General features: G+C 70.8%; 25 protein-coding genes. 12 read left to right on the forward strand and 13 right to left on the reverse strand.

The genetic code is table 11. The annotated features are described in order from the left end of the window. Window positions 1–18 precede the first annotated feature (18 nt). From ABZ953_RS36345 to ABZ953_RS36370, 6 genes are all read right to left on the reverse strand, one after another. Complete coding sequence (locus ABZ953_RS36345; RefSeq protein ID WP_361733269.1) at window positions 19–783, reverse strand: SDR family NAD(P)-dependent oxidoreductase; 765 nt, start codon at window positions 781–783, stop codon at window positions 19–21. Further along, window positions 780–1,766: an ornithine carbamoyltransferase gene (locus ABZ953_RS36350; RefSeq protein WP_361733270.1), complete on the reverse strand. Its 987-nt coding sequence runs from the start codon at window positions 1,764–1,766 to the stop codon at window positions 780–782. The genes ABZ953_RS36345 and ABZ953_RS36350 overlap by 4 nt, the downstream gene beginning before the upstream one ends. Continuing rightward, window positions 1,763–3,109, reverse strand: coding sequence for an APC family permease (locus ABZ953_RS36355; protein WP_361733271.1), 1,347 nt, complete (start codon window positions 3,107–3,109; stop codon window positions 1,763–1,765). Before ABZ953_RS36355 ends, ABZ953_RS36350 begins: the two co-directional genes overlap by 4 nt. Further along, window positions 3,106–3,687, reverse strand: coding sequence for an ArpA protein (locus ABZ953_RS36360; RefSeq protein WP_361733272.1), 582 nt, complete (start codon window positions 3,685–3,687; stop codon window positions 3,106–3,108). The genes ABZ953_RS36355 and ABZ953_RS36360 overlap by 4 nt, the downstream gene beginning before the upstream one ends. Before the next feature lie 445 nt (window positions 3,688–4,132). Next, complete coding sequence (locus ABZ953_RS36365) at window positions 4,133–4,402, reverse strand: hypothetical protein (RefSeq protein WP_361733273.1); 270 nt, start codon at window positions 4,400–4,402, stop codon at window positions 4,133–4,135. Between the two features lie 120 nt (window positions 4,403–4,522). Continuing rightward, window positions 4,523–5,428 (reverse strand): LysR family transcriptional regulator ArgP, encoded by a 906-nt coding sequence (locus ABZ953_RS36370; RefSeq protein WP_361733321.1) that lies wholly within the window; start codon window positions 5,426–5,428, stop codon window positions 4,523–4,525. 153 nt (window positions 5,429–5,581) lie between these two features. Between ABZ953_RS36370 and ABZ953_RS36375 the strand changes: the two genes are divergently transcribed. Beyond that, window positions 5,582–6,196: a LysE family transporter gene (locus ABZ953_RS36375; protein WP_361733274.1), complete on the forward strand. Its 615-nt coding sequence runs from the start codon at window positions 5,582–5,584 to the stop codon at window positions 6,194–6,196. A gap of 22 nt (window positions 6,197–6,218) precedes the next feature. Here the strand turns inward: ABZ953_RS36375 and thrS are convergent, their stop codons facing one another. Continuing rightward, on the reverse strand, window positions 6,219–7,448 hold the full coding sequence (thrS, locus tag ABZ953_RS36380) for a threonine--tRNA ligase (protein WP_361733322.1): 1,230 nt from the start codon (window positions 7,446–7,448) through the stop codon (window positions 6,219–6,221). A gap of 409 nt (window positions 7,449–7,857) precedes the next feature. Here thrS and ABZ953_RS36385 point away from each other — a divergent pair, with 409 nt between their 5' ends. From ABZ953_RS36385 to ABZ953_RS36395, 3 genes are all read left to right on the forward strand, one after another. Continuing rightward, complete coding sequence (locus ABZ953_RS36385) at window positions 7,858–9,390, forward strand: alpha/beta hydrolase (RefSeq protein ID WP_361733275.1); 1,533 nt, start codon at window positions 7,858–7,860, stop codon at window positions 9,388–9,390. A 162-nt stretch (window positions 9,391–9,552) separates the two neighbouring features. Further along, entirely contained in the window at window positions 9,553–9,726 is a 174-nt protein-coding gene (locus ABZ953_RS36390) for a hypothetical protein (RefSeq protein WP_361733276.1), read from the forward strand. 126 nt (window positions 9,727–9,852) lie between these two features. After that, window positions 9,853–10,146 (forward strand): hypothetical protein, encoded by a 294-nt coding sequence (locus ABZ953_RS36395; RefSeq protein WP_361733277.1) that lies wholly within the window; start codon window positions 9,853–9,855, stop codon window positions 10,144–10,146. Between the two features lie 125 nt (window positions 10,147–10,271). On the opposite strand, the gene ABZ953_RS36400 is transcribed toward ABZ953_RS36395, so the two are convergent. Continuing rightward, the gene (locus ABZ953_RS36400; protein WP_361733278.1) at window positions 10,272–13,100 is read right to left on the reverse strand and encodes a BTAD domain-containing putative transcriptional regulator; all 2,829 of its coding nucleotides are present in this window, start codon (window positions 13,098–13,100) and stop codon (window positions 10,272–10,274) included. 56 nt (window positions 13,101–13,156) lie between these two features. Here ABZ953_RS36400 and ABZ953_RS36405 point away from each other — a divergent pair, with 56 nt between their 5' ends. The 5 genes from ABZ953_RS36405 to ABZ953_RS36425 all read left to right on the forward strand — a co-directional run bounded on the left by ABZ953_RS36405 (window position 13,157) and on the right by ABZ953_RS36425 (window position 17,775). Then, complete coding sequence (locus tag ABZ953_RS36405) at window positions 13,157–14,074, forward strand: class I SAM-dependent methyltransferase (protein ID WP_361733280.1); 918 nt, start codon at window positions 13,157–13,159, stop codon at window positions 14,072–14,074. A gap of 143 nt (window positions 14,075–14,217) precedes the next feature. Then, window positions 14,218–14,523: a helix-turn-helix transcriptional regulator gene (locus ABZ953_RS36410; RefSeq protein ID WP_361733282.1), complete on the forward strand. Its 306-nt coding sequence runs from the start codon at window positions 14,218–14,220 to the stop codon at window positions 14,521–14,523. Further along, window positions 14,520–16,073, forward strand: a complete 1,554-nt coding sequence (locus tag ABZ953_RS36415) for a helix-turn-helix transcriptional regulator (protein WP_361733283.1) — start codon at window positions 14,520–14,522, stop codon at window positions 16,071–16,073. The genes ABZ953_RS36410 and ABZ953_RS36415 overlap by 4 nt, the downstream gene beginning before the upstream one ends. Window positions 16,074–16,130: 57 nt before the next feature. Next, window positions 16,131–17,093, forward strand: coding sequence for a squalene/phytoene synthase family protein (locus ABZ953_RS36420; protein WP_361733285.1), 963 nt, complete (start codon window positions 16,131–16,133; stop codon window positions 17,091–17,093). A gap of 148 nt (window positions 17,094–17,241) precedes the next feature. Continuing rightward, a complete protein-coding gene (locus ABZ953_RS36425; RefSeq protein WP_361733287.1) occupies window positions 17,242–17,775 on the forward strand; it encodes a hypothetical protein in 534 nt (177 codons plus the stop codon). A gap of 83 nt (window positions 17,776–17,858) precedes the next feature. Here the strand turns inward: ABZ953_RS36425 and ABZ953_RS36430 are convergent, their stop codons facing one another. Then, the gene (locus ABZ953_RS36430) at window positions 17,859–18,911 is read right to left on the reverse strand and encodes an LLM class flavin-dependent oxidoreductase (protein WP_361733289.1); all 1,053 of its coding nucleotides are present in this window, start codon (window positions 18,909–18,911) and stop codon (window positions 17,859–17,861) included. Between the two features lie 98 nt (window positions 18,912–19,009). Next, complete coding sequence (locus ABZ953_RS36435) at window positions 19,010–19,363, reverse strand: hypothetical protein (RefSeq protein WP_361733291.1); 354 nt, start codon at window positions 19,361–19,363, stop codon at window positions 19,010–19,012. Window positions 19,364–19,688: 325 nt separating this feature from the next. Here ABZ953_RS36435 and ABZ953_RS36440 point away from each other — a divergent pair, with 325 nt between their 5' ends. Then, the gene (locus tag ABZ953_RS36440; protein ID WP_361733293.1) at window positions 19,689–19,841 is read left to right on the forward strand and encodes a hypothetical protein; all 153 of its coding nucleotides are present in this window, start codon (window positions 19,689–19,691) and stop codon (window positions 19,839–19,841) included. A 141-nt stretch (window positions 19,842–19,982) separates the two neighbouring features. Here ABZ953_RS36440 and ABZ953_RS36445 read toward each other — a convergent pair whose 3' ends face one another. Further along, window positions 19,983–20,360 (reverse strand): hypothetical protein, encoded by a 378-nt coding sequence (locus ABZ953_RS36445; protein ID WP_361733295.1) that lies wholly within the window; start codon window positions 20,358–20,360, stop codon window positions 19,983–19,985. A 346-nt stretch (window positions 20,361–20,706) separates the two neighbouring features. Here ABZ953_RS36445 and ABZ953_RS36450 point away from each other — a divergent pair, with 346 nt between their 5' ends. Both ABZ953_RS36450 and ABZ953_RS36455 read left to right on the forward strand, forming a co-directional pair. Further along, window positions 20,707–24,336, forward strand: a complete 3,630-nt coding sequence (locus ABZ953_RS36450; RefSeq protein ID WP_361733297.1) for a hypothetical protein — start codon at window positions 20,707–20,709, stop codon at window positions 24,334–24,336. A gap of 256 nt (window positions 24,337–24,592) precedes the next feature. Then, entirely contained in the window at window positions 24,593–24,736 is a 144-nt protein-coding gene (locus tag ABZ953_RS36455) for a hypothetical protein (protein WP_361733299.1), read from the forward strand. A gap of 103 nt (window positions 24,737–24,839) precedes the next feature. On the opposite strand, the gene ABZ953_RS36460 is transcribed toward ABZ953_RS36455, so the two are convergent. Next, complete coding sequence (locus ABZ953_RS36460; RefSeq protein ID WP_361733324.1) at window positions 24,840–25,535, reverse strand: L,D-transpeptidase; 696 nt, start codon at window positions 25,533–25,535, stop codon at window positions 24,840–24,842. A 176-nt stretch (window positions 25,536–25,711) separates the two neighbouring features. Then, window positions 25,712–26,605: a DMT family transporter gene (locus tag ABZ953_RS36465; RefSeq protein WP_361733301.1), complete on the reverse strand. Its 894-nt coding sequence runs from the start codon at window positions 26,603–26,605 to the stop codon at window positions 25,712–25,714. Window positions 26,606–26,611 lie beyond the last annotated feature (6 nt).

Raw genomic sequence — 26,611 nt, forward strand, 5'->3', positions numbered from 1 at the left:
CACCCTCCACACGACGCCTCAGACGCTGCCCCCGCCGTCGACACTCAGCACCGTGCCGGTGATGAAGTCGGCATCGGGCCCGGCGAGGAAGGCCACCGCGGCGGCTATGTCCTCCGGCGTGCCGATCCTGCCCAGCGGCCGGTCGGCGGCCTCGGCGAGGAACTCGGTATCGGACTGGCCGAGTTGACGCGCCTCCCGGGCGAGCATGGGCGTGCGGGTGTCGCCCGGCGCGACGCAGTTGACCCTGATGCCCGCGGGGCTGTGATCCAGCGCCATGGCCTGCGTCAGCATCACCACACCGGCCTTCGCCGCGCAGTACGCGGCGGCTTTCTCTCCGGCGCGCAGCCCCCAGCCGGAGGCGACGGTGACGATGCGGCCGCGCCCCGCCCGCTCCATGAGCGGCAGCACCGCCCGGCACACGAGGAAGACGGAGTCCACGTTGTCCGCGAACGACCTGTGCCAGTCCGCCAGGGACAGATCCGGCACCGTGCCGCGCCGGATGCTGCCCGCGACACAGCACACGTCGGTGATGGTGCCGAGCCGGTCGGTGACCTCCTCGACCAGGGCCGACACCGCGCCCTCCGCGGACACGTCGCACAGGAACGACTCGGCGTGCCCGCCCGAAGCGCGGATGCGCCAGGCCACCGCGTCGGCCTCGTGGTCCCGGTCGACAACGGCGATGTGCGCGCCCTCGTCCGCGAGCCGCCGCGCGACGGCGCCGCCGATGCCCCCGCCGCCACCGGTGACCAGCGCCACCCGTACGTCCGGACGTGCCGCCGTCATCGCTCGCCGCCCTGGAGCGTGCCGTCGAACAACTGGGTGAGCAGGGCCTTCTGGGTGTGGAGGCGGTTCTCGGCCTGCTGGAAGATCCTCGACCACGGGCCGTCCTTCACCTCGGCGTCGACCTCCTCGCCCCGGTTGGTGGGCATGCAGTCGAGGAAGACCGCGTCGTCCGCGGCCTGCCGCATCAGCGGAGCCGTGATCCGCCACCGGTCCGCGAGCCGGGTCCTCGCCTGGATCTCCTCCTGGCCGACGAGCGTCGGGGACTTCCAGCTCAGGGTGTACACCGCGGCACAGTCCCGGACGGCGCCCTCCAGATCGTGGGTGAGGTCGATGCGCGCGCCGGTCCGGGCGGCGACGGCCCGGGCGGCCTCGGTCACGCGCTCCTCCGGCGCGAAGCCCGGCGGGTGCGCGACGGTGATGCGGTGCCCGAGCAAGGCGGCGGCCATCATGGAGGAGTGCAGGACTCCGGGGGTCTTCTGGCGCGGAGAGTAGGACCAGGCGTACACGACCCGTTTGGCCGGTACCTGCGCCCCGTACAGCTCGCGCAGCGTCATGAGGTCGGCGAGCACCTGGCAGGGATGCTCCTCGTCGTCCAGCGCGTTGATGACGGGGATCGTCGCCCGCTCGGCCATCGTGCGCAGGCGGCGGTGGCCCGCTCCGCACTCGTTCATGTCGTACCAGCGGACCACGAGCGCGTCGAGATAGCGGTTGAGTACGCCGATGGTGTCCTCGATCGACTCGCGATTGGCGAGCCGGAGCTCCTCCACGCCGTACGGGTAGCTGTCCGCGCCGAGTTGGGAGGCGGCGACCTGGAAGGAGACCCTGGTTCTGGTGGAGGGCACGTTGAAGAGCAGGCCGATGCAGCGGCCCGCCAGGTGGGCACGGGTGTCGTCGCCACGCTTCATCGCTTCGGCGAGGTCGAGCAGGGCGCACATTTCCTTGGCGGAGAGATCCTGTATTCGCAGGATGTGTCGCGCGCTCACGTGAGGACTCCTGTCTCGGTGGGTGGGGTGACGCGCTTGCGCAGCCACCGCTCGGCGATGACGGAGAGAAGCAGCATGGCCAGCGCGATCACAAGACTGATGCCGAAGAACGGCAGCATGGCGGCGGTGGCGGCGATGACCGCCAGGTTCAGCCGGGCGGTGCCGCCCCGGGGGAGCAGCCGGGCCGCGGAGAGAAAGGCCATCAGGAAGATGAGCAGGTAGGTGGCCGACGACGCCTTGATGAGGGTCGTCTCACTGGAGTCGGTGACGAGGAGGAGTACGACCGACACCGCGTAGCCCGGCAGGAGCGCGACAACGGCACGCGCCGGGATTCCGCCCCGGGCGGAGAGCCTGCTGAGCCCGGTGGGCAGGAGGCCGTCGCGGGCGAGGGCGAAGACGACGCGCGAGGTGCCCAGGCACCAGGCGTTGGTGGTGAGCAGCAGCAGAATCCCGGCGACGAGAAATCCGCTGCTCTGTAAACCGGCTCCGGTGGCCACCTCTAGGAGCCGCACGAACGCCGTCAGATCCGACTGCCCCGAACCGCCCGACCCGGCCGCGGACGATTCGGGCAGCGCCACCGAGACGGTGAAGGCCATCGCGAAGTACAGGAGCCCCACACAGCTGACGGCGTAGAGAATCCCCTGGGGAAAGGTACGTTCGGGATCGCGCACCTCCTCGGCCACCGGAGCGGCGTTCTCCCAGCCGATGAACCCGAAGAAGCAGATGAGCAACGTACTGCCGAGAGCGCTCCAGCCGTGCGGCGCGAACGGGGTGAGGCGGGTGTAATCCCCCTCCGGCAGCGCCAGGCAGATGACGGCGGCCAGCAACAGCACCACGGCGCCGAGCACCACCATCTGGGCGCGCGTACTCACCTTGATCCCCCAGAGGTTGAGCGCGACGCAGAACACGATGACGGCCGCCCCCGCGAGCAGCGCCGCCCGGTTCGAGGCGGTGGGATCGACCGCCGAGAGCAGATAGCGGCCCGCGGCGAGCCCAAGCACGGGATTGCCGGCGAGCAGGGTCATGAGCAGGAAGACGGCGGCGATCCGGCCTGCCCGGGCGCCGAAGGCCGCTTCCACGAACTGGGCGACGCCCTTGCTCGTGGGATGCCGTACGGACAACTTCGCGAAGATCAGGGCGAAGGGGTAGCTGTAGAGGATCAGCAGTCCCCACGCGACCAGGGACAGCGGTCCCGCCTCGGCCCAGGCGAGCGCCGGAATCAGCAGCACGCCCGCGCCCATCACGGAGGCGACGTAGTGGACGACGAGCCCTGAGGTGGTCAACTGCCGCGGCAGTTGAGGGCGCTCGGACGTTTCCGCGGGAGCCCCCTCGACAGGCGTCATACGGTCTGGCCCGCCTGTTCCTCGCGCGAGCCGTGCCAGAGCCCGTCCATGGTCTCGTGGCTGATCTGTTTGTGCAGGTCGGCCTGGGAGGCGTAGCCCATGTTGATGATGAGCCGACGGCCGCGGCTCAGGGGATAGACGCGGTGCAAGGTGGTGTCGGTGCGCATCAAATAGAGGTCGCCCGGCCGTAGTTCGAAGGAGTGGATGGGCTGCTCCAGGAACTGGCGGTGCACTTGCGGGTCCTGCTTGTTCCAGTGCGTGCCGGGCACGCACTGGACGAAGCCGCCGTGCTCGGCGGGCGGGCAGTCCACGACCCAGACGAGCGCGAAGCTGTAGTCGTCCCAGTGCCAGCCGTGCGTGTCACCGGACTGCTCCAGCTCGGTGATCACGTACCGCTCCGGCTCATAGGGGCACATGAGTACCGGCTCTCCGGCGACCCGGCCCAGAGTCCTGAGGAGATCCGCGGAGGAGTACACCTCCGGAATGACGGACCCGTGGTCGTCAATTTCCTTGTGGCGGACATTGCGCATGTGCCGGGGCGTGTGTCCGGTCTCCTTGAAACTGATTCCACGGCGCACGCCGTGTTCCTCGACGAGGCTTTCGATTTCGTCCGCAATCGCTGATTTGACATCGTCAGGTGCGAGGAAGGGCAATGTGACGAATCCGCGCTGGAGGAAATCGCGGCGCGCGGCCGCCAGGCGGTGTTCCCCGACATTCCTGGCCAGGTGTTCCGAGAGGGACTGAACGAGGCCCCCGATCCGCTCGTCCGGTCGCATGACCAGCTCCCCATGTCGTCGGCAGGAGGTGTGCTCACTTCGGCCTATTTCGAAGTCGAAAGCCTATCCGGTCACCCTGTGGACACTGAAGAAAAGGGGCGTATTCAAGCCAGCAAGCCAGTCGCTGGGGAAGACGGTCCCACTGCGCTCCTGCCGACCGCCCAGAGTAATACGATCCGCTTTGCATGATTCAACATGATTGTCGAGAATTGTTGCGACATTGTTTTTGACGCAACGATTCTTTTTGTCATGTGGCGGTCTCATGGCGGACCCGCACCGAGAGGCCGTAGTCCAATTCGGACCCGTCGACGAGCAGGGCCTCTACTGAGCGGGTCACCGGGTCGATGTCCGCCTCCATGCCGTCACCCGCGTACCGCGGATAGCCGGAGGCGCCCGTCTCCCCGGTGGCCACCACCACCGCGGAACGCAGGGCGCCGGCGGTGCCGTCCGGGCCCGACCCGCCCTCGGTGAACTCGGGCACCAGCAACAGCTCGTAACTCTGCGGTTCAGTCGTCATGCCAGTGACGCTAGACAGGAGTCGCGCGCACCGCACGTCCACACGCGCGCGGCCGGTCGCGCAGTTCTGTGCGCGGTTCCTCGCGCGGCGCACTCGCGGACGCACCTCACCGGACGCACCTCACCGGTCAAGGGCCCGCCCGGCCGCGGCCACCACCGCGTCCGCCAGTGCGGCGAGCGCGGGCGAATCGAGCTTCCACTGCTGCCAGAACAGCGGTACGTCCACGACCCGTTCGGCGTCGAGAAGCGTCAGCGTGCCCGCGCGCAGCAGCGGCTCGGCCTGGATCTGCGGCACCACGCCCCAGCCGAGACCCGCCTCGATGGCCTCGACGAACCCGCGTGACGAGGGGACGTAGTGCCGCAGGGGCCCGGCGCCGCGCCCGCCCGTCACCTTGCGCGCGAAATCGTCCTGCAGACAGTCGCGGCGGTCGAAGAACATCACGGGTGCGTCCGCGAGGACCTCTCCGAGCGGCACCCGCGGCCAGCCACCGAGGCGCCGCGCCGCGAACGCGGGCGACGCCACGGGCAGATACCGCATCCGTCCGAGGCGCTGAACGGTGCAGCCCGCCACCGCGTCCGGTGACGAGGTCACCGCGGCCATCACCGAGCCTTCGCGCAGCAGCGACGTCGTGTGCTCCTCGTCCTCGCGGCGCAGCTCGAAACAGATCCGCAGCTCGTCGGGGATCCGGGCGAGCGCGGAGAGGAACCAGGTCGCGAGCGAGTCGGCGTTCACGGCGACCGGCAGCGCGGCGGGCTCGCCCGTGTCGCTGATGCCGAGTTCGGCGCGCGCGTCCCGCTCCAGGCGTGCCAGCTGCCGGGCGAACCGCACGACGACCTGTCCCGAATCGGTGGGCCGCACCGGCTTGCTGCGCATCAGCAGGACCCGCCCTGTCCGGCGCTCGAGCGCCTTGACGCGCTGACTGACCGCGGACGGTGTGACGTGCAGGGCGGCCGCGGCGGCGTCGAAAGTGCCCTCGTCGACGACGGCGAGGAGGGTCCTCACATGCTCCAGCGGCAACTCCGACACGGCCCCCGACAGCGCCCCCGCTGCCACGTTCGCGCCCGGCACGGGTCCACCCTCTGTCCCTGTCATTCTTCTGCCCCTGTCATTAGGATCCCTTAAGCTACATGAGAATCTTTACCTGTACTTATAGCGTCAAGGATCTTTAACGTCGGTGCCATGGGATCAGCACTGACCGCCACAGCCGCCGGATTCGGCACCGGACTCTCGCTCATCGTCGCCATCGGCTCGCAGAACGCCTTCGTCCTGCGGCAGGGCATCCGCCGTCAGGCGGTGTTCAGCGTGGTGGCCATCTGCGCGGTGTCCGACATGGTGCTCATCGCCGCGGGTGTTGGCGGGGTCGGCACCGTGGTGACGGCCTGGCCCCCGGCGCTGACCCTCGTCGGCCTGATAGGCGGAGGCTTCCTCCTCTCGTACGCCGTGCTCGCCGCACGCAGGGCGCTGCGCCCCACGTCGATGACGGCCACCGGCACGACGGCCGGGTCACGGCGGGCCGCGCTCCTCGCCTGCCTGGCCATGACCTGGCTCAATCCGCACGTCTACCTCGACACGGTCCTCCTCCTCGGCTCCGTAGCCGCCGGTCACGACGGACTGCGCTGGGCCTTCGGGGTCGGCGCGATGCTCGGCAGCGTGTGCTGGTTCGCGGCGCTGGGCTACGGTGCCCGCCTGCTCAGTGGCTTCTTCGAGCGTCCCGCGTCCTGGCGGGCCCTGGACGCTCTGATCGCCGTGACGATGGCGGTCATGGGGGCGACGCTGGTCGCCGGGGTGCTCTGACCCACCCGGATGTACAACGGGGTTACGCCTGGGGCGCGTCCTCCCACAGCCCGCTCCGGTGGTCCGCGACCAGCGAGCCGATGCGCGCCAGGGCCTCGGCGGCCGGCATCGGATCCAGCCGCCGCCCGTCCCGCAGCCGCAGCGCGACCAGGTCGTCGGCGTCCTCCCGCGCGCCGATGACGGCCTGATAGGGCACGAGGCGGGCGGCTCGGACGCGGGCACCCAGACTGCCCTGCTCGGGTGACGCGAGCTCGGCCCGCAGCCCGAGCTCGGCGCACCGCCGCAGGAGGCGCTCGGCGCCCGGCAACTGGGCCTCGGAGACCGGCAGGACCACCAGTTGGGTGGGGGAGAGCCAGGCGGGGAACGCCCCGCCGTGCACCTCGATGAGATGGGCGACGGCCCGCTCCACACTCCCGATGATGCTGCGATGGACCATCACCGGACGGTGCTTGGCGCCGTCCGCGCCGACGTAGTGCAGATCGAACCGCTCGGGCTGGTGGAAGTCGACCTGCACGGTGGAGAGGGTCGACTCGCGCCCCGCTCCGTCGATGACCTGCACGTCGATCTTCGGTCCGTAGAACGCGGCCTCGCCCTCCTCGGACTCGTAGGAAAGCCCGGAACCGTCGAGCACCTCGGTCAGCAGGGCGGTGGAGCGGCGCCACTTCTCGGGGTCGGCGACGTACTTGCCGCCGGGCCCCGGAAGGGAGAGCCGCAGGCGGGCCGGACGGATGCCGAGGGCGTCGTACGCGCGGCGGATCATCTCCAGCGCGGCCCGCGCCTCGTCGGCGACCTGGTCCAGGGTGCAGAAGATGTGGGCGTCGTTGAGGTGGATGGCCCGGACACGGTTCAACCCGCCCAGCACGCCGGAGAGTTCGGCCCGGTACATGGCGCCGAGCTCGGCCATGCGCAGCGGGAGTTCCCGGTAGCTGTGGGAGCGGGAACGGTAGATCACCGCGTGATGCGGGCACAGGCTGGGCCGCAGGACGACCTGTTCGCCGCCCAGGTCCATCGGCGGGAACATGTCGTCGCTGTAGTGCGACCAGTGGCCGGAGATCTCGTAGAGCTCCCGCTTGCCGAGCACCGGCGAGTACACATGCCGGTAGCCCGCCCGCCGTTCGGCGTCGCGGATGTACTCCTCCAGGGCGTGCCGCACGGCCGCTCCGTCCGGCAGCCAGTACGGCAGCCCCGCGCCGATGAGGGGGTCGGTGCCGAACAGGCCGAGTTCACGGCCGAGTCTGCGGTGGTCGTTCAGGTTCTGCGGGGCGTGCGCGTGGTTCGCGACGTCGGGCATGAGGTCGGGCATGAGGTCGGGCATGGGGTCGGTCTCCTCGCGGGTGTCGGGCGAGTGACCGCAAGCCGAAGCCCCGGGGCAACTCGCCCCGGGGCTTCGGACTAGGACATCGGTCAGCGCGCCGGGACACTCTCCGGCGTCGTCGTCATCGCAGCGCGCTTCTCCATGTCGGTGACCGTAACAGGGCGCAGCGCGTCACGGAATCGAATTTTTCGGGGCTGGTCAGGGGCTGGTCAGGGGCTGGTGGTCAGGGTCTGGGCAGCGGCCCCGTGTTCCATGCCCCCTAGGTGATCGTTCAGGGTAAACCCCAATCCAGTGAGGCCAGTTGGGAGGATGTGGCTGCCGGGGGAGACCGGCGAAGCTCATCCGTATGACCAAGACCAAACGCACCGTCACCCTGCTCGCGGCATCCGCTGCCGCACTTACCCTCACCACGCCACTCGCCGCATCGGCGTCGTCGACGACAGCCACGTCGGCGACATCGGCGACGACGGCGACGACGGCGACCCGAATGCCCGCGGCGGCGCTCGACTGGACCCCGTGCGCGGGCCACGGCCCCGACTCCCGGCAGGAGTGCGCGACCCTCGACGTTCCGATGGACTACGCCCACCCCGACGGAGAAAAGATCGAGATCGCGATCTCCCGCATCCGCAGCGAGAAGCCGTCCGCCCGCCGCGGCGCTCTCCTGCTCATCCCCGGCGGACCCGGCGGCTCCGGCATCGACGCTCCCTCCCGTAAGGGACAGAAGCTGCCCCAGAGCGTGCGGGACAGCCACGACCTGATCGGCCTCGACCCTCGTGGTCTCGGCCGCTCCACCCCCGTCACCTGCGGTTTCGAACACGCCGACCTGGCAACGTCCAGACTCCGCCCCTGGCCCGCCCCCGACGGCTCCGTCACCGAGAACATGGCCATCGCGAAACGAACGGCCGACGCGTGCGCCCGCAACGGCGGCGAACTCCTCCGCCACATCAGTACTGCCGACAACGCCCGCGACATCGACCGCATCCGTGCGGCGCTCGGCGAAGAGAAGCTTTCCGCGTGGGCGGTCTCGTACGGCACGTATGTCGGCGCCGTCTACAGCCAGCTGTTCCCGCGCCGCACCGACCGCATCGTCCTGGACAGCAACGACGACCCCGACCCCGCCCGCGTCGGCCGGGGCTGGCTCGCCGCGCACGAGCGGGGCGTCGAGGACACCTTCCCGGAGTTCGCCGCGTGGGCCGCGACACCCGGCAACAAGTACCGCCTGGCCAGGACGGCAGCCGAGGTGCGCCCGCTCTTCCTCCGCCTGGCCGCGCGCCTGGACCGCGCTCCGATCCCCTGGGAGGGCGCCAACCCGGCGGAACTCAACGGCAACGTACTGCGGCAGACCATGCTCAACGCCATGGACGACCCCGACGACTTCCCCGCCCTCGCGCAATTGATCCTCGGCGCCCAGGAGGGCAGCCTGCCGTCCGCCCCTCCCGCACCCCCCGAGGAGGCGGTCCAGAACACCGTCGCCGTCGGCTCCGCGACCCTCTGCAACGACGTCGCGTGGCCCAGGTCGGCGGCCGGGTACCAGAAGGGTGCCGCGGCGAGCCGCGCCGCGTTCCCGCTGACGGCGGGCATGCCCAGGAACGCGATGCTCTGCGCCGCCTGGCCGTTCGAGCCGAAGGGTGCCCCGGTACGCATCTCCGACCGCGGCCCGTCCAACATCCTGCTCGTCCAGAACGAGCGCGACCCCAACACCCCGCTGGCCGGTGCCCGGAAGCTGCGCGAGGCCCTCGGCCGCCGGGCCACCATGGTGACCGTCGACGCCACCGGCCACGACTCCTACCTCGCCAACGGAAACGCCTGCGGCGACCGGACCGTCTCCCGCTTCCTCGCCACGGGCGAGCGGCCGGACCACGACACCTACTGCTCCTGACCCACCGGCCGGACGACGACCGGCGAATGTGAAAGACATCACAAGCGGCTGTCTCATGATCGGGGTCGGGTGCCATCGGGGCACCGAGTTCGCGTAAGGTCGCGGGTCGGCCGCACTCGGCCGACCCGAGCAACGCAGTCACCGAACAAGGAGCCGCAGGTCATGCCGGCCAATGACGCCACCCAGGCGCCGATCTATCACACCCTCGTCCAGGAACACGGCGACGTCGTCGCCACGGCCCGCAAGGCCGCGGAGGACACCATGCAGACGGCCGAGGACCTCCTGGACTTCAGCACGCCCAGCCAGATCGGCGCGCCCGCCGGCCCCGCGTCCTAGGGGTGGCGGCGCGGTCCGACCCGCCGTACCGCGCGCCACCCGCACCGGGGGCATCCGAACGGCCCTCGGGCCGCGGCTTCTCGCACCGCCTCGCATCGACGGCGGTCGATCGGCCAAGATGGCGTGATGGACTACCAGTTCTGGAAAGACATCCACGCCCGCGGCGGCATCCCCGCGGTCAAGAGCGCACTGGAGGACCTGCCCGGCGACCTCCCGCCGCAGGAAGCGGACGCCGCGACCGAGCTGGCCCTGAAGGTCATCGAGGACGACATCGCCCGGATCAACGCCCGCGCGGATCAGGCCGAGGCGCGGGCCCGCCAGCTGGCCGAGCAGGCCCGTGAGGTGAACCAGCAGCTCACCGAGCACGCGACCCGCGCGGCGGACGGCACCACCGATGGGCCGGAGAGGCCTGCGGGGTGAGGTGGCCCACGGTGTGAGGCGGCCCGCGGCGGGGTGACGCGACCAACGGCGACGGAATCCACGGAGTCCACGGAAGTCTGCCCGGCGCCGCACCAGCTGCACTCCGTCCCCCGCCCGGCGGCTACTCACGTACGAGCCATCAGCCGCACCATCGCCATGTCGTACCGCGCCTGCAGCCCCGCGTCCGCCGACACCCGCAACAGCGCCCCGAGTGCCCGGACCGCGCCGTCGTCGTAGCCGCAGGCCTCCGCCTCGCGCGCCGCGGCCTCAAGCCGCCGGATGCCCTCGGCCTCGTCGCCCATTCCCAGGAGCGCCTCCCCGATCACGGTGCGCAGCAGCACCCGGGCCGCCGTCGAGACCTCCGAGGGTCTTTCGAGGTCGAGCGCGGCGACCGCCGTCTCGAACGCCTGCCGCCACTCGCCCGCGTCGAGACGGTGCCGGGCGAGGTGGTACAGCGCGAGGCGCTCGGTGTTCCGGTCGCCGACGCTGTGTGCCAGCTCCGCCGCGAGAGCGCACCCCTCGGCGGCCTCCTCCGGGCTGCCGAGTTCCGACTGCGCCAGCGACAGGTTGATCAGCGCGGTCGCCTCGCCGCGCGTGTCATCGGCCCGGGCGGCGAGCACGGGCGCCGCCTCCAGGTGGGCCAGGGCCTCCCCGGTGCGGCCCTCCTCCGTCAGCACCCACCCGAGCAGGGCGAGGACCCGCGACTCGGCGCGCGCGTCTCCGTCGGCCCGCGCCGCCTCAAGTGCCGTCCGCAGAAGGGGAGTCCAGTCGTCCCGCACCCGCCACACGATCTGCGGCCACTGCGCAAGGACGATCCGCCACGTCCTGGCGTGCAGCCCGGCGGCCTGCGCGGCCGCCGCCGCCAGCGTCAGGTCGTCCCGCTCGGCCGCGTACCAGTCCATGGCCTGCTCGCGGTCGGTGAACTCCCTTGCCGCCTGCGGCTGATGGAAGTCCGCGGGCAGCGAGAAGCACGACTCGTCGCCGGGCTCGGCCGCGTCCGCCGCGGCCAGCGCCGTCGCGACGCTGTGGTCGAGCCCCCGCACCAGGGTCTCGGGACCGGTGTCCAGCCCGCGCGCGTACAGCCGTACGAGGTCGTGCAGGGTCCATCGGTCCCGCGCGGTCCGAATGACCAGGTGCGCCGCGACGAGCTTGTCGAGGGCGGCCTCGGCCGACTCCGGATCCGTGCCCGCGAGGGCTGCGGCCGCGTACTGGTCGACGTGCGTGCCCGGGTGCTGCCCGAGGTGGGCGAAGTGGTGCGCGGCGTCCGCGGGCAGCCGTCGCACCGTCAGCCGGAGCGCGGCCCGTACGCCGGTGTCCTCCACGTCCAGGAGGCTCAACCGGCTTGATTCATCGGACAGTTCGGTGTTCATCGCGCTCAGGGAACAGTCCGGCTGGTCGGCCAGGCGGGCGGCGGCCACCCGCAGCGCGAGCGGCAGCCCGCCGCACAACTCCGCGAGGCGCCGGGCGGCCACCTCCTCCGCCAGTACCCGCTCCTTGCCGAGCACCGCGGCGAGCAGGGCGGTGCTGTCCTCCGCTTCGAGTACGTCCACGGGGACGGGGCGGGCGGCGTCGGACGCGATGAGGCCGCGCAGCCGGTACCGGCTCGTGACCACGGTGACGCACTGCGCACCGCCCGGCAGCAGCTCTCTGACCTGCTCGGACGCGCGCGCGTTGTCGAGTACGACGAGGAGCTCGCGCTCGGCGCACAGGGAACGGAACAGTGCGGAGGCGGCGCCGGCCGACTCCGGTATCCGGCGCGGCGCCACGCCCAGCGCCAGCAGGAACTCCCGCAGCACTTCGAGGTGGGCAGGCTCGCCCGCGTCGCTGAACCCGCGCAGATCGGCGTAGAGCAGCCCGCCGGGGAACTGGTCGCGGTTGCGGTGGGCCCAGTGCGCCACCAGGGCGGTCTTGCCCACGCCCGCGGGTCCGGTGACCAGGCAGACGGGGGCCTCGCCGGCGGCGGCGCGGGACAGGGCGGTGAGTTCCCCGGCGCGCCCGTGGAAGCCGCGCGGCATGCGCGGCAGGAGGTCGATCAGCCCCGGGGAAGGGGCGACCGGAAGGCCACGGACGGGGGCGGGAGCGGGGGCGGGGGCGGGAGTGAGATCGGAAGGAGAAGCGGGAACGGCAGAGGCGAAGGCGGAGCGGTGCGATGCCGGGTCCGGTCTTCGCCTCGAGTCGTCCCTGTCGTCCCTGTCGTCCCTGTCGTCTCTGTCGTCCTCACCACGCAGCGCGACGGCGTACGCGTCGGCCAGTTCCCGGCCCGGGTCGACCCCCAGCTCATCGGCGAGCAGCCGTCGCGTGCGGTGGAACCAGTCGAGCGCCTCCGAGCGGCGTCCGGCGCGCCGCAGTTCCCGTACGAGCGCGGCGGACAGTGATTCGCGCAGCGGGTGGACGCCCGCCTCCGCCCGCAGCACGGCCGCCGCCCGTGGGTGCTCGCCCATCGCCGAGTACGCCGCGGCCAGCGACTCCACGGAGGTGAGGCGGAGTTCCTCCAGGGCCTGGGCGGCCGCCCGCAGAGGCTGACTCGGATACGTACCGGTCAGCGCAGGCCCCTGCCACAAGGAGAGCGCCTCCTGGTAGATCGCCACGGCGTCGGCGGGCGCGCGCCGGCCGCGGGCCAGCGTGACCAGTTCTTCGAAGCGGTGGGCATCAAGGAGCGATTCCGGCATCCGCAGGACGTACGCCGTGCCCTGCGTGAGCAGTTCGACGCCGAACATATCGGCCTCCGCACCGGCGAGCAGGACCCTGAGCCGCGACACGTGGCCCTGGATGACACCGCGGGCCTGGTCAGGCGGTTCGTGGTCCCACAGGGCGTCTGTCAACTGGTCCACGGGGACCGGGTGATTGGGTCTGAGCAGCAGGGCGGCGAGTAGGCTGCGCCGCTTGGCGGGACCGAGCGAAAGCACTCCCGCCTCAGTGGCGACGGAAACCGCTCCAAGCAGCCGGAACTCCACTGATGCAACTCCTCCGCGGGAAAAGATCCAGATTAGCGCGCGGGTCGGGGATGCTGATGGACGGGCAGAGCGAGAGGTGGCGAGCGTACGTGGTGGACGGCTGGGAGTGGGACGACACACTGTTCGCGGGGTCCGCCCCCTATTACGCGCGCGGCAGGCTGCCCTACGCCCCCGGCCTTGCGGGCGTACTCGCCGAGGTGCTCAACCTCGATGGGCACGGGCGCCTCATCGACGTGGGCTGCGGTCCCGGCACCCTCGCGCTGACCCTGGCCCCGCTGTTCGGCGAGGTGGTGGGCGTGGACCCGGACGCCGAAATGATCGCTGAGGCGGGCCGGGAGGCCGTCGAGCTAGGGGTGGCAGACCGGGCCCGATGGGTACGGGCCCGGGCGGAGGAGCTACCGGCGGGGCTCGGCACATTCACCGTCGCGGTCTTCGCGCAGTCCTTCCACTGGATGGACCGCGACCTGGTGGCCGCGACCGTCAAGGGCATGCTGCGCCCCGGCGGGGCCCTGGTGCACATCTCGGACCTGAAGCCGGCGGAGCGCACTGTGGACGTGACCGCGGAGCAGACTGCGGACCGGACCGTCGGCGGCTTCCCGCATCCGGCGCCGCCCCATGAGGCCGTGGCGGGCCTGGTCAGGCACTACTTGGGGCCGGTCCGGCGGGCCGGTCGGGGAGTGCTGCCACGGGGCACCCCCGGCGGTGAGGCGGCGGTGCTCGCCGGGGCGGGCTTCGCGGGACCGCATCGCCACGTCGTCCCCGGCGGACAGCTCTTGGAGCGCTCGGCCGACGACGTGGTCGCGGCGGTCTTCTCTCTGTCCAGCTCGGCCCCGCACCTGTTCGGCACCCGCCGCGCCCTCTTCGAGGCCGACCTGCGGAGGCTGTTGCGGGATGCCTCCGCGTCGGGCCGTTTCTCCGAACGTGTCCCGAGCACCGAGGCCTTCGTCTGGCGGAACGACACCGCGGCAGACTGATCGGGCGGCGGGCGGCGGGCGGCGGGCGGCGGGTGGCGGGCGGCGGGCGGCGGGTGGGCGAGCGTGGCCGAGCCGGGCGCCTCCGTCATGCGGTATCCGCGAGTGACGTGCGAATACCGCCGTCTTTTGGATAGGCTGAGGCCATGGGGATGTCTTCCGTCGAACGACTGCGCGCGGCGGTGGCCGCGCTGATGCAGGTCACCGGCGACACACGGGCAGGTCTCGCCGCTGTACTGGGCGTCGACCAGACACAGGTGTCACGCCGTCAGTCCGGCACCGCGGCCTGGGGCCTGGACGACTGCGACGCGATCGCCGCGCACTACGGCATCGATGTGCTCGACCTGCTGGCCGGCCCCACCCGCGCCTGCGAGGCGCTGCCCGCCGACCGCCGCCGTACCGTCCCCCGGCGCCGTACCGCGACCGCCGCACCGAAGGGAGCCCGGCGGTGAGCGACTTCGACGCGATCGACGCACTGCTTGCCGCCGCCGGACCGGAGGTGGAACTGCCGTCCGCCGAGGAACGGCGCACGCTGCGCGAGGCCCTCAACCTGTCGCAGGCGCAGGTGGCGCGCGCGATCGGGGTGAGCCCGAACACCGTGGGCGGCTGGGAGTCGGGCCGCGAACCCACCGGCGGCATCCGCGAGAAGTACGCATATTTTCTGGACTCGGCCCGCACGAGGCTCGCCCCGCCGCCCGAGCCCGCCCCCGAAGCCGTGACCGAGCCCGTGACCGAAGCCGTGGCCTACCCCGCGAGCGAGACCGTGCCGACGACGGCAGAAGCCCCGGGCAACCCGGCCGACAGCACAGCCGAGCGTCTGACCCGCCCCGAACCGTGCGTCCTGTGCGGCCGGCCCGCCACCCACGAGGTCGAGGGCTTCCCGCAGCACTTGGACCTCGCAGAATGCGGTACGGGTACGGGTCCAGGTACCGGCTCCGGCACCAGGGCGAACACTCCAGCAGCCCCGCCCCCCGCACCTCAGCAGCCCCCTACTGCTCCTGCCTTCACGCGCCCGGCGGAGCCGGTGAAGCTGTTCCCGGCAGGGCGAAGGACGCAGACCGCCGCCTCCGAACCCTCCGACGCGATCGGGCAGGCCGTGAAGGACGCGCTCGCCGCGCACGCGGGCGATGTGGACGCCGCTACGGCCGCACTGGTCAAGCGGGCCATTCCGGACGCGATGGCCCTGCTGGACGACACCCGCAAGGGCGGCCGCTACGACATCGTGGCGCACCCCTGGATCCCCGACATCCTGCGCAAGCAGACCTCGCGCGGCGCGGACGAGATCTGGGAGGCCCGCCCCAAGTGGACCCGACCTGAACTCCCGCCCGGCGCCCACGAGGTGACGGCCCTCGACGTCAACGGGGCCTACCTCTCCGCCCTCAAGACGCACCTCCCGATCGGCCAGCTCGAGCACTCCACCGGCTTCGCCCACGACCGCCGCCGGGCCGGCGTCCACCTCGTCACCCCGCCCGCCTGGGACCACGAGGGCGTCCTGCCGAATCCGATCGGCAACCGCGACGAACCGGGCCCCCTCTGGATCACCGAGCCCACCCTGCGCCTGCTCCTGCGCCTCTCGTCGCCCAAGTACGGGCTGTGCGATCCGCCCCGGATCCACGAGTCGTACACCTCCGGCGCGACCGAGGGCCTGCTCGAAAAGTTCCGCGTCGCCCTCAAGGACGCCCGCGACCGGGCGATCGCCGAGGGGGACGAGGTGACGCTGGAGTACGTGAAGGCGATGTACTCCAAGTTCGTCTCCACGATGGGGGAGTCGAACTACAACCGTGAGCTCAACCGCCCGGACTGGATGCACCTCATCCGCTCGCAGGCCTTCGCCAACCTCTGGATGAAGGCGTACAAGGCGCACGACGAAGGCCTCACCGTGGTCCGCGCGATGGGCACCGACGAGCTCCATGTGATCGGCGACTGGCAGAGCGTCTTCCCCGAGGGCCGGTCGGTCACCGAGGTGAAGATCAAGGACACGTACAGCCTCGGCCGTGACTAGCCGGGAAACCGGCCCCTCAGGTCCCGCGGACCCCCTCCATCGCTAGGAATGCGCTGCATGCCCACCTGGAAGACCGCGCTGCGTGCAGCGGGTATTGACCGCTCCGACCTGCGTGCTGACTACACCAAGCAGCGTTCCCTGGTCCGGGCGTTCGCCCAGAAGGAGTACCTGGCCGTCCGCCTGCTGCTGCCCACGTCCCTGCACGCCCCGGTGGTCGCCGCGGTCGCGTTCATGCACTCCACTGACGAGCGCATCGACACCGGCGCCATCAACATCCGCAGGAACGCCCTGGCCGAGTGGGCGGGGGCCACGACGGCAGCCCTCAACGGTCCCGCACGCAGCAACGACGTGACCCTCCGCACGCTCGCCGACACAGTCCACCGCCATCCCCACGTGCGGCGGCGCGTCGACGCGTTTCTCCATGGCGCGCTCCTTGAGGCCGACTACACAGGGTTTACGGACGAACGGGCGCTGCAGGCCTACGTGGACGGCTATTCGCTGCCCGCGTTCATGCTCACGGCCGGCTTCGTCGCCCCCGCCCCCTCAGCCGCCGACCACGTCGCCTTTGAGGCTGCCTGCCGCGCACTGATCGAGTCCATGCAGCGCCTTGACTTCCTCGACGACCTGGCCGAGGACGCGGCCGGCGGTGTGGTCGGCATCCCGGGCCAGGACCTGCAGCGCCACCGGCTGACCATCGACGATCTCGCCCACGGCACGCGCGAGGGGGTCCGCCGCTCGCTCGGCGGGCTGGTGGAAGAACAGGCAGACCTTGCGCAACATCAGCTGCACGCGGCCGCCCAGCTGCCGCAGCTTGTCGCTCCCGCGGCGCGCCCGTTCGCGGCCGCGCTGTGGCAGCTGCAGGACTTGAAGCTGGCTGCGGTGCGGCGCAAGGGCGGCGGTCTCCTGGACGGGGGAGCCGAGGTTCCGATGCCTGCTGTGCTGAAAATCCTGGCGCGCCAGTACCGTGCCGCGCGACATCACAGGGAATCATCAGGGCCGGGATGGCCGGTTGCGGCCTGACTCTTTCTCTCCGCTCTCGATAGCGTCGCCTACCGCTCCGCCTGAGGCAGCCCAGTAGTCCCAGCTCGAAATCCGCCGTGCAAGTCAGCGCCCAGAGGTTGGTGACGGGATCACGATGAGACGATTACGCGCTATTTTCCTGGCCGCGGTGGCAACGTTCGCCGTGGTCTCAGCCAGCTTCGCAGCCCCGGCTCAACCGGCCCACGCGGCGTCTGCGGCGTGCGGTTTTGTGGTGCCGCAACCGTTGCTGACGCGGTGGAACCAGCACGGAGCGGAGCAGGGTTCATTCGGGTGTCCTACCGCTGCTGCGACAAGTTATGGGCGGGGGCTGCTGCAGAACTTCCAGTACGGCGTCATGGCTTGGGCGCCTGATCAGGGAAACAACATGGTGGTTTCCGCGCAGCGATGGGGATCAGGGATTCGTTTCGACTGGGGATTGAGCGATCCCTTCAATTACGACAACTGGCTGATCAACATCCGGCGCTACACCGACGACATCCACGGGGATCAGGAGTGCATCGCACACGGTGGAGGGAGCGGCGACTGCGGGCGCTACGACGGCACGGTGTGGTGGTACACCCTTCAGCCCGGTGTCTACCGCATCGCTGTGGAGGGCTGTGACGGTGGCCTTCGTCGCACCTGCCGCCAAGGCTGGACCCAGCCGATCTACCTCGTACTCTGAGACGAGACTCCCGACGAGCGGCTACTGGTCCCGCTCCGCCCGGACCCGGCGACCCGAACGGCCCCGGCGCCTCTCTGGGGCGCTCAGGCGAGGAGTTCCGCGAGTCGGGCCATCTCGGCGGGCGGGTCGATCACCGGCTGGATGAGCAGCTCGTCGACGCCCGCCTGTTCCAGGGCGCTGATGCGGGTGCGGAGGTCGTCGCGGGTGCCGACGAGGGCCAGGCCGTTCATCAGCGAGGGCAGGACCAGGTCCCGGTCCTGTGGTGCGACGCGTCCGAGGTAGTTGGGGTAGAGCTTGGTGTACCGGTCCGGTGCGGTGGCGGTGGTGCCGCGCCGGTCGAGGAGTTCTCGTACCGCCTCGCGTTGGTCGGGGCCGAGTTGCCCGGCGAAGGCAGGTGTGTCGGCGGCGAAGTCGAGAAGCGACATGACGAGGTGACCTGTCGCGTCCCGGGCCGCGTCGCTGTCGGAGTCCTCGTCGTCGCGCAGCAGGTGGAGCGCGGTGACCACGTAGGAGTGCGCCCCGGAGTCGGAGGCGGGGAGGGCGCCCTGGGTGGCCTGCCGACGGGCGTCGTGCAGCGCCTGCCAGGCGGTGGGCTCGAGCAGGCCGAAGGAGATGAGGCCGGCGCCGCGGCGGCCGGCGACGGCGGCGGCCTTGGGGCCGAGCGCGGCCACGACGAACTCGATGGGATCGGTGGTGTTCACGTGCGTCCCGGTGTGCAGGAACCGGATGCCGCTGACCCGGTCGCCTTCGCGGTACTCGGTCGACCGCCCGGCACAGAGATCCTGCAGCGCGGCGGTGAAGTTCTCCAGCGCAGCCGCCGTCGTCGGCTGCATGCCCAGGGTGCGCCGGGCGGTGTTTCCGGTGCCGACCCCGCAGATGATCCGGCCCGGTGCCAGGGCGTTGAGGCTGGCGAACCCGCTCGCGGCGGCCGGGGCCGAGCGCAACGCCGGTGAGGTCACGCCGATGCCGAGCCGGATGCGCCGGGTGGCCTTCGCGCACAGACTCAAGGCGACGAAGGGGTCACCGTGGACCATCGGGCTGTCGTTGACCCACATGCTGTGCAGACCCAACTCCTCGGCCCGCACGGCGAGATCCTCCACACCGGGCCGCGCGGCGACCACGACGCCTGCACGCATCAGACCTCCACAGCACGAGAAGCGAATCGAGGCTGCCCATGCTGGCAGGTCCGACGGCCGACCGACGGCCGAAGCCCATAACCGTCAGGATGGATGCCTCACGGCGTCGGGGAGCTGTAGCGGACGCCGTAGCGGTCTGCCATCTGGCGCAAGCGTGCGGGGACCGTGGTCTGGAGTCGTCTGACCTCTGCGGAGTGGCTCTTGAGGAACGCTTCGCGACGTTCCCGACGAAACCCTTCGCGCGCCGTTTCGACCGAAGCCATGCACCGCCCATAGAGGGCGCCAAGGCGCCGGTCCTCGCGCTCCGCAGCACGTGGGTTGCTGCCGAGCGCGCTCAATCGGGAGTCCACGACGCTGAAGAAGGCGTTCTCGTCAGTGGCAGCGAGCCCATGCTGGGCGAAGCAACCTCTCAGCTTCGTGAAGGCCCTCCGCACCGCCGGCTCGTCGTTCACCGATTCCACCGTCTTCCACCACCGTGCTTGAAGGGGCGCGATCAACTTCCCCAGCGAGGTGATGTGATCTCCCGTCGCGTCCTCACACCGAGGGCCGGTGGCTGGTGTCGGTACGGGCGGGCTGGTGAACCCGTGAGCGCGCACGTACGCCAGGTCGGGCAGGGCCAAGTACCGTACGAACATGGCTGGTGGCGCGTCTGCGGGGGTACCACTGGACGGTGTCGTACAGGCCTTTGTACGGACGTCCCGCGTCAGGGCGATGAGGCCGGTGAGCCCTTGTGTGCGCCGGGTCTCGACTCCGGTGGCCGGGAAGAGCATGGGGATCATGTCGGCACGTGACGGCTCCGAGTACCGCACCTTCGTGATCGCGGGCGGCGCCCCTCCCGCTTCTGACGTGGGCTCCGAGCACGCGGCGCTTGCCACGCACAGAAGGCTGACCAGCGCGACGGCTGCGGCACGGCGCGGCGATGGGGCGTGACGGCGGTGGGCGGGCACCCTGCTCCTCCTTGGACGTGACGCATCGGTGTGCCGCCCGCCCCGCAGGCGCACCGAGGCACGCCTGCGCAGGCGAACGGCCCCCTACTCGGGGCGTGATCAGTACTCAGGGCGTGAGGTCAGGTCAGTGGGCGACCTTGACGGTGTCTCCACCGTCGAACTGGCTGCCGACCCCCATGGGGGTGCCGGAGCTCACGTCCGACAGGAGAACGATCCACGGGCTGTGGTTGGTGTCGTAGGCGAAGATGTAGCCGCGGCTTCCGCCCTTCCAGCCACTGGAGGTCTTGTAGAACCCGCGGTAGCCGTCACCGACGTTGGACGTGGAGTCGTTGGAATAGGTGAGGTTGAGGTCGCTGCAGCTGCTGCTGCCCGACTTATTGACCGTGGTTCCCTGCTTGTGGTAGCCGGTGGTCAGGGTCTTGGTCGCGCAGGCCTGGGGGCCTGCGGGAACTGCGGCCGACGCCGAGGGCACGACGACGGCGCCGCCGAGCACGAGAGCCATGCCTGTGATCACAGCGGTGCGACGACACATGACTGCGCGGCCGATCTTTGTGTTTCGCATGAGGGAACTCCTTCGCGTCAGTGGTCGGATGACAGACGCCCAAGCCCATGCGCTCGGCCGGGCACTTCCCCGAGCATTCGTGCACCCGGAGCTGGAGCGCCTGAAGCGGTACGGCACCGATCCCACCTCACGGCGGCGTTGTTCATCACCCCAGTTCAGTGCGGGTAAACAATCGAGTTCTGGGCGGCTGGGGCCGCCAGGGATGGCCGACCGACAACTTGTCCGGCTTCTACCGGGCCCGTAGCGTGGCGCTGCAGCGATCATCCGGAGCTCGGGGGAATTCAGGATGGGGCGCAGGGAGAAGCCGGTCGATCCGGCGGCGGGGCCGGTGGCGCGATTCGCGGTCGAGTTGCGCAAGCTGCGCGACGAGGCCGGCGGTATCGCCTATCGGGCGCTGGCCGCGCGCACCGGCTACTCGGTCACCGCGCTGTCCCGCGCCGCCGCGGGGGAAAACCTCCCCTCCCTGGCCCTGACGCTCGCCTACGTCAAAGCCTGCGGAGGCGACGAACAGGGCTGGGAGCGGCGCTGGCGTGCCGCCGCCCGTGAGGAGAGCGAGACCGCGGCCGCCGGCGAGGACACCGCTGGGGCGCCCTACCGAGGCCTCGCCCGGTTCGAGCCCGGCGACGCCCATCTGTTCTTCGGCCGGGACCACCTGACCGACCACCTGACACGGTTGGCGCAACAGCACCGAATCACGGTGGTCTTCGGCCCGTCCGGCAGCGGCAAGTCCTCTCTCCTGCGGGCCGGGCTCACCCCTCGCCTGCGCCACCTCAAGGACACCGGGCGGCGTCCGGCGGCGATTCGCCTCTTCACCCCCGGCGCCCATCCCTTGCGCACCCACGCCAGCGCCCTGGCCCCCGCGGCGACAACCGGGGACACGTGGCTGATCGTGGACCAGTTCGAGGAGGCCTTCACCCTCTGCCACGACCCCACCGAACGAAGCGAGTTCATCACCCGCCTCCTGGCCGCCCGCCACCCCGCGAGCCGCCTGCGCGTGCTGCTGGGCGTCCGCGCCGACTTCTACACGCGCTGCCTCGAACACCCCGAACTCGCCGAAGCCATCCGGGAGTCGAGCCTCCCCGTCGGTCCCATGACCCCGAGCGAGCTGCGCGAGGCCATAGTCAAACCCGCCACCGCGGCGGGGCTGACCGTGGAACGCACACTGACCGCCCACCTGGTCGACCAGGCCGCCACTGAACCCGGCAGTCTCCCGCTGCTCTCCCACGCTCTGCTGGAAACCTGGCGCCACCGCCGCGGCCGATCCCTCACACACGAGGCCTACAGCACCGCAGGCGGCCTGCGCGGAGCCATCACCCACACCGCCGAAGACGTCTACACCCAGCTCTCCGAGGCCCAGGCCGGCACGGCCCGACGCATCCTGCTGCGCCTGATCACCCCGGGCGAGGGCACCCCGGACACCCGTCGCCCCATCGACGTGAGCGAACTGGAGGAAGACCGGCACCCCGACATCCGCACCGTGCTGGACCTGCTGGCCTACGCCCGCCTGATCACCCTCGAGGACTCGACCGTCGACCTGGTCCACGAGGCGCTGATCACCGCCTGGCCCCGGCTGAGCGGCTGGATCGAGGAGGACCGCGAACGCCTGCGCGCCACCAGGCGCCTGACCGAAGCCGCCACCACGTGGGCCGAATTCGACCGGGACTCAGGCGCGTTGTACCGGGGCACCCGCCTGGCGGGCGCCGAAGAACACTTCTCCCCTCCCCACGGCCACACCCACCTCACCGACCTGGAACGCACCTTCCTGAGCACCAGTACCGCCGCCCGCGACCAAGAACAGCAAGCGGCCGCCCGCACGAACCGACGGCTGCGCCGCTTCTCCCTCGCCGTGTCCGTGTTGCTCGCCCTGGCCCTGACCGCGGGGCTGCTTGCCTGGCAGCAGAGCCGCACCAGCGATCAGCAGCGCGCACGCGCGGTGGCCGCGCGGCAGACCGCCCTTTCCCGCCAGCTCGCCGCTCAGTCCGCCGCCCTGCTCGAGACCCAGCCCGACCTCGCCTCCCTCTTGGCCGTCCACGCCTACGACGCCAGCGCCACCCGGGAGGCCACCACCAGTCTCCGTACCGCCGCGGGCCTGCCGCTCAACCGCCGTCTCGCGCATGGGCTGTTCACCGAGGTGAAGCAGGCGGCCTACAGTCCCGACGGCCGTACGCTGGCCGTCGGCGGTGTGCGTCACGGCAAGACCCGCGTGGAGCTGCGGGATGCGGAAAGCGGAGTGACGAGGCGATCGTTCACCGGCATGGTCAGCGGCCTGGCGTCATTGGCGTTCGACCGCCGCGGACGTCTGCTGGTCAGTGGCTACGACGGCGACAAAGTGTGGTGGTGGGACGCGGCCACCGGCGGGCGCCACACGACGTTGCGCGGTGCCACGGACATGTGGAAGGAAGTGAGTCCCAACGCTCGCGCCCTGGCGACTGTCAGCAGTGACGACAGGCCGGTACAGCTGTGGGATCCGGGCACCGGCCGTCTTCGTGCGACCTTCAGCGGAGCGGTGAGCCAGGTGGGCGCCTTGGCGTTCACCCCTGATGGGCGCACTCTGGCGGTAGGCGGCTTGAACAGAGAAGGCCGAGGACTCGTACAGCTGTGGGACACCGTGTCACTCAAGCCCCGCTCCACGGTACTGGTTCCGGGTGGCGAGGTGATTTCAGTGGCCATCGCGGCCGACGGCCGTACGCTCGCCATCGGCGGTGCGAACGGAAAGGTGCGCCTCTGGGATCTCGGCAAGCGCCGGGCCAGGGCCATGTTCTTTGTGCAAGCCACCGACGTGATCCTGCTGACGTTCAGCCCAGACGGACGCACGGTTGCCACCAGCGGTAACGATCTGCGCATCAGGCTTTGGGAGACGGCCACGGGCAAGGCCCGCACCACGCTCGCCGGCCACTCCGCCTCCATAGTCGACCTGGCCTTCAGCTCCGACGGCCGCTCGCTGGCCAGCAGTGCGACAGACGGTGAGGTGCGCTTGTGGGACATGACCGAAGAGGAGGCACGGGCCCCCACGATGACGCGCACCGACGAGCTCGCGGCCCTGGCCTTCAGCCCCGACGGGCGCTTGCTGGCCACGGGCAGCAACTCCGGCCCGCACGGTGGGGAAGTGCGGCTGTGGAATACGGCCACCGGCACCGCGCGCACAACGGTCCTGCGAGGGTTTGCCGAGGTGCGGTCCGTGGCCTTCAGCCCTGATGGGCGCAGTGTGGCAGGCCTGGTCAGCAACGAACGATCAGAAAGAGCGGTGGTGCGGCTGTGGAATGCGGCCACCGGCAAGGTACGCGCCACACTCATCAAGCCCGTCGACCACGTACTGGCCATCGCCTTCACGTCTCACGGAGACCTGCTGGCCGCCGGTGACGCGACAGGAGTGGTGCAGTCCTGGGACATCGCCTCGGGTGAGACCCGGATGCTCAAAGGGTTCAAGGCGTTCTCGGCCCTGACCTCGGTGGCAGCCTTCAGCCCCGACGGGCGGAGCGTGGCCGCCGGTGACGTCGAGGGTCGCGTACGTCTGTGGGACGTTGAAAGCGGCAGCCTGCGCACCGTCGTGTCGCGGCGTGCTGACAAGGTCGGCGCCCTGGCCTTCAGCCCCGACGGGCACACTCTCGCCCTCAACGGCCGTACCGACGGCGAGGTCCGTTTCTACGACACCGCGACCGGCAGGCTCCGCTACGCGTTCCCACGACGTACTGCCAGCAGGGCGCCTCTCGCCTTCAGCCCCGACGGGAAGCGCATAGCGGGCGGCAGCGACGAGGGCACCGTACGGCTGTGGGACGCGGCCCCCCTCCGGCCGGGTCCGGCCCTCCACAAGATCTGTCACGCCGTCAACCGCGGCCTCACCTCGCAAGAACGCGCCACTTATCTCAGAGAGCCGACAGGCCGTTCGCCTTGCCGATCATGGAAGCAGTACCCCTGAAGCCGCAGAGGCCCGCCTGGACGCGGCGATGTCACGCCTGGGCCCTCAGGGCTGACTCGGGTCGGGTCCGCGTGCGTCGTGATCAACTGTGGTCGCGGCGCGCGTGGTCCCCTTTTCTCACGTACGGGGGTACGTACCGCATGGATTTCGTCTTCCACATATTTTCCCCGCTGCTCATCGTGCTGGCGTCGGACTGGCCGTCCGGTTCAAGGAGTCGGGTGGCCCGCCGAGCCGGGGGACGGGCGATGAGACGCTCGTGTACTACGCGGGCGACGAACCCGACAAGGCCACCGCCTCGGAGCCCCGGCCGGGCAAGGACATGTTCGGTACGGTGCTGGGTCTCGGCATCCTCGGCGTAGGGGTCGTCATCCTCACCAAGGTGATGGTCCAGTACTGGTGACGGCGGCCGAGGCAACTCCCCGCCCACGCCTCCGGCGCCGGGGGAGTTGCCGGACCGATCAGGCCGGGCCAGGTCAGGCCAGGTCACGGACGGCTGCTGCGGATCAGGTGCCGGACTTGCGGCCGTAGACGAAGACGTCGTCGCCCTTGCGCAGCATGTTCCAGTACTTCACGGCGTCCTTCTTCGTCATGTTGACGCAGCCGTGGGAGCCCGGCGGGGACCAGACGCTGATGCCGACCGAGTGGAAGGCCTGGCCGCCGTCGAAGAACTGGCTGTACGGCATCGGCACGTGGTAGAGGCTCGATACGTGGTCGATGTCCCGCCAGTAGACCTTCTTCAGGCCCGTGCGCGTCTCGTGGCCGTTGCGGCCGGTGCGCACCGGCACCGGACCGTACTTGAGGTTCTTGCCGTCCTGGATCCAACTGAGCTGGAGCGTCAGGTCGACACAGGCGATGCGCCCCTTGTCGGTCGGGCACTTGCCCGCCTTGTTGGGGTTGTCGCCCACCGCCTTCTGCTTGTTCATGAGGTTCATGACACCCCAGGTGACGCTGCCCGCGTACCCGGCGTTCGGGGCGATCTTGTGCTTGGTCTGGAAGGCCTTGATGGCCTTGCAGTCGGCCGCCGACTGCTTGCCGTCCACCGGGCGGCCGAGGAACTTCTCGACCTGCTTCTGGTACGGCCCGGTCTGCGTCGAGCACGACGCGGCCTGCGCGCTGCCGGTGCCGAGCGCCATCGTGAGCGGGGCCACCAACATGGTGATCCCCAGTGCCACGGCTCCTCGCCTGCGTATGTCCCCCACTGCTGCCGTCTCCTGTTCGTCATGCGTCCGCGGATCGGACTCCATGGGTCGGAATCCACCTGCTAGACAGCGCGGCCCCGCGGTTCGTTGCACCGCGAGACGACACAGGTGTGTAACAAGGGAGGATTTGTCGGGCCGTCGTCGGGGAGGGGGAGCGGGGGCGACGGGCTCCGGAGTCAGCGCGTGCTCTGCGTGCCGGGCGGCTCAGCGGGCCGCGGCTCAGCGGGCCGTGTGGCGGAGAGCAGGAGGACGCCCCAGCTCACCAGGACCGCCCCCGCCACCTGCGGCGCGATCCACCAGCCGATGTGCAGCCGGTCACCGTTGAGGACGATGCCGAGGGCCAGGCTGGCGGCGGCCTCGCCGAGGGTGAGGGCGGGCTGGGAAGCGATCAGGGGACCGGACTCCATGGCGTTGGCAAGCAGGAACAACGCGCAGGCGCCCGCCGCCACGCACCCGTAGGTCTGCCATGTGGTGGCCAACGCGCGGGCCCCGGAGCCGGTGTAAGTGCCGATGGCGGCGTTCATCAGCGTGGCTGTGAGCGCGTAGGCGAGCGCGGACGCGGTGCCGAACAGAGCGGCACGTGCCTTGCCCCGTGGGCGTGTCAGCGCGATCGCGGTGCAGGTGCCCGTACCGAGGCCTACGGCCAGGAGAGCGGCAGTCCACCCGACACCTGAGACATCGCGCCCGCCCTCGGCAGGAGCTGCCGCGCCAAGGAGCATGGCGAGGCCCGCGGTGGTGATGAAGCAGGCGCTCCAGCCGCCCGTCGGCATCGGGGTGCGGGTGAAGAGATGGGCGATGACCAGGGCGAGTGGCAGTTCCAGGACCAGGAGGGGCTGCACGAGCGAGAGCGGGCCGAAGCCCAGGGCCAGCGCCTGCAGCGCCGCCGCCGCGACGATGACGGCGATGCCCGCCAGCCAGGCGCGATGGTGCACCAGGTAGCGGACGAGGCGCGGGCTGAAGGCATCACCGGGCGGCACCTCGCGGGCGGCCACCCGCTGCAGGACGGTGCCGGCGGCGTTGGCCAGGGCGGTCAGCACCGCGAACAGGGCCGACAGTACGGACGCGTCCACCCCGGC

Origin of the sequence: Streptomyces sp. NPDC046465 (assembly GCF_040646035.1) — a bacterium.
Lineage (GTDB): Bacteria > Actinomycetota > Actinomycetes > Streptomycetales > Streptomycetaceae > Streptomyces.

Coding starts and splice junctions, on each gene's coding strand:
- ABZ953_RS36405 (WP_361733280.1), top strand. CDS start 13,157: ATGGACGGGCAGAGCGAGAGGTGGCGAGCGTACGTGGTGGACGGCTGG.
- ABZ953_RS36385 (WP_361733275.1), top strand. CDS start 7,858: ATGACCAAGACCAAACGCACCGTCACCCTGCTCGCGGCATCCGCTGCC.
- ABZ953_RS36440 (WP_361733293.1), top strand. CDS start 19,689: ATGTCGGCACGTGACGGCTCCGAGTACCGCACCTTCGTGATCGCGGGC.
- ABZ953_RS36365 (WP_361733273.1), bottom strand. CDS start 4,402: ATGACGACTGAACCGCAGAGTTACGAGCTGTTGCTGGTGCCCGAGTTC.
- ABZ953_RS36445 (WP_361733295.1), bottom strand. CDS start 20,360: ATGGCTCTCGTGCTCGGCGGCGCCGTCGTCGTGCCCTCGGCGTCGGCC.
- ABZ953_RS36430 (WP_361733289.1), bottom strand. CDS start 18,911: ATGCGTGCAGGCGTCGTGGTCGCCGCGCGGCCCGGTGTGGAGGATCTC.
- ABZ953_RS36345 (WP_361733269.1), bottom strand. CDS start 783: ATGACGGCGGCACGTCCGGACGTACGGGTGGCGCTGGTCACCGGTGGC.
- ABZ953_RS36410 (WP_361733282.1), top strand. CDS start 14,218: ATGGGGATGTCTTCCGTCGAACGACTGCGCGCGGCGGTGGCCGCGCTG.
- ABZ953_RS36420 (WP_361733285.1), top strand. CDS start 16,131: ATGCCCACCTGGAAGACCGCGCTGCGTGCAGCGGGTATTGACCGCTCC.
- ABZ953_RS36375 (WP_361733274.1), top strand. CDS start 5,582: ATGGGATCAGCACTGACCGCCACAGCCGCCGGATTCGGCACCGGACTC.
- ABZ953_RS36355 (WP_361733271.1), bottom strand. CDS start 3,109: ATGACGCCTGTCGAGGGGGCTCCCGCGGAAACGTCCGAGCGCCCTCAA.
- ABZ953_RS36390 (WP_361733276.1), top strand. CDS start 9,553: ATGCCGGCCAATGACGCCACCCAGGCGCCGATCTATCACACCCTCGTC.
- ABZ953_RS36450 (WP_361733297.1), top strand. CDS start 20,707: ATGGGGCGCAGGGAGAAGCCGGTCGATCCGGCGGCGGGGCCGGTGGCG.
- ABZ953_RS36395 (WP_361733277.1), top strand. CDS start 9,853: ATGGACTACCAGTTCTGGAAAGACATCCACGCCCGCGGCGGCATCCCC.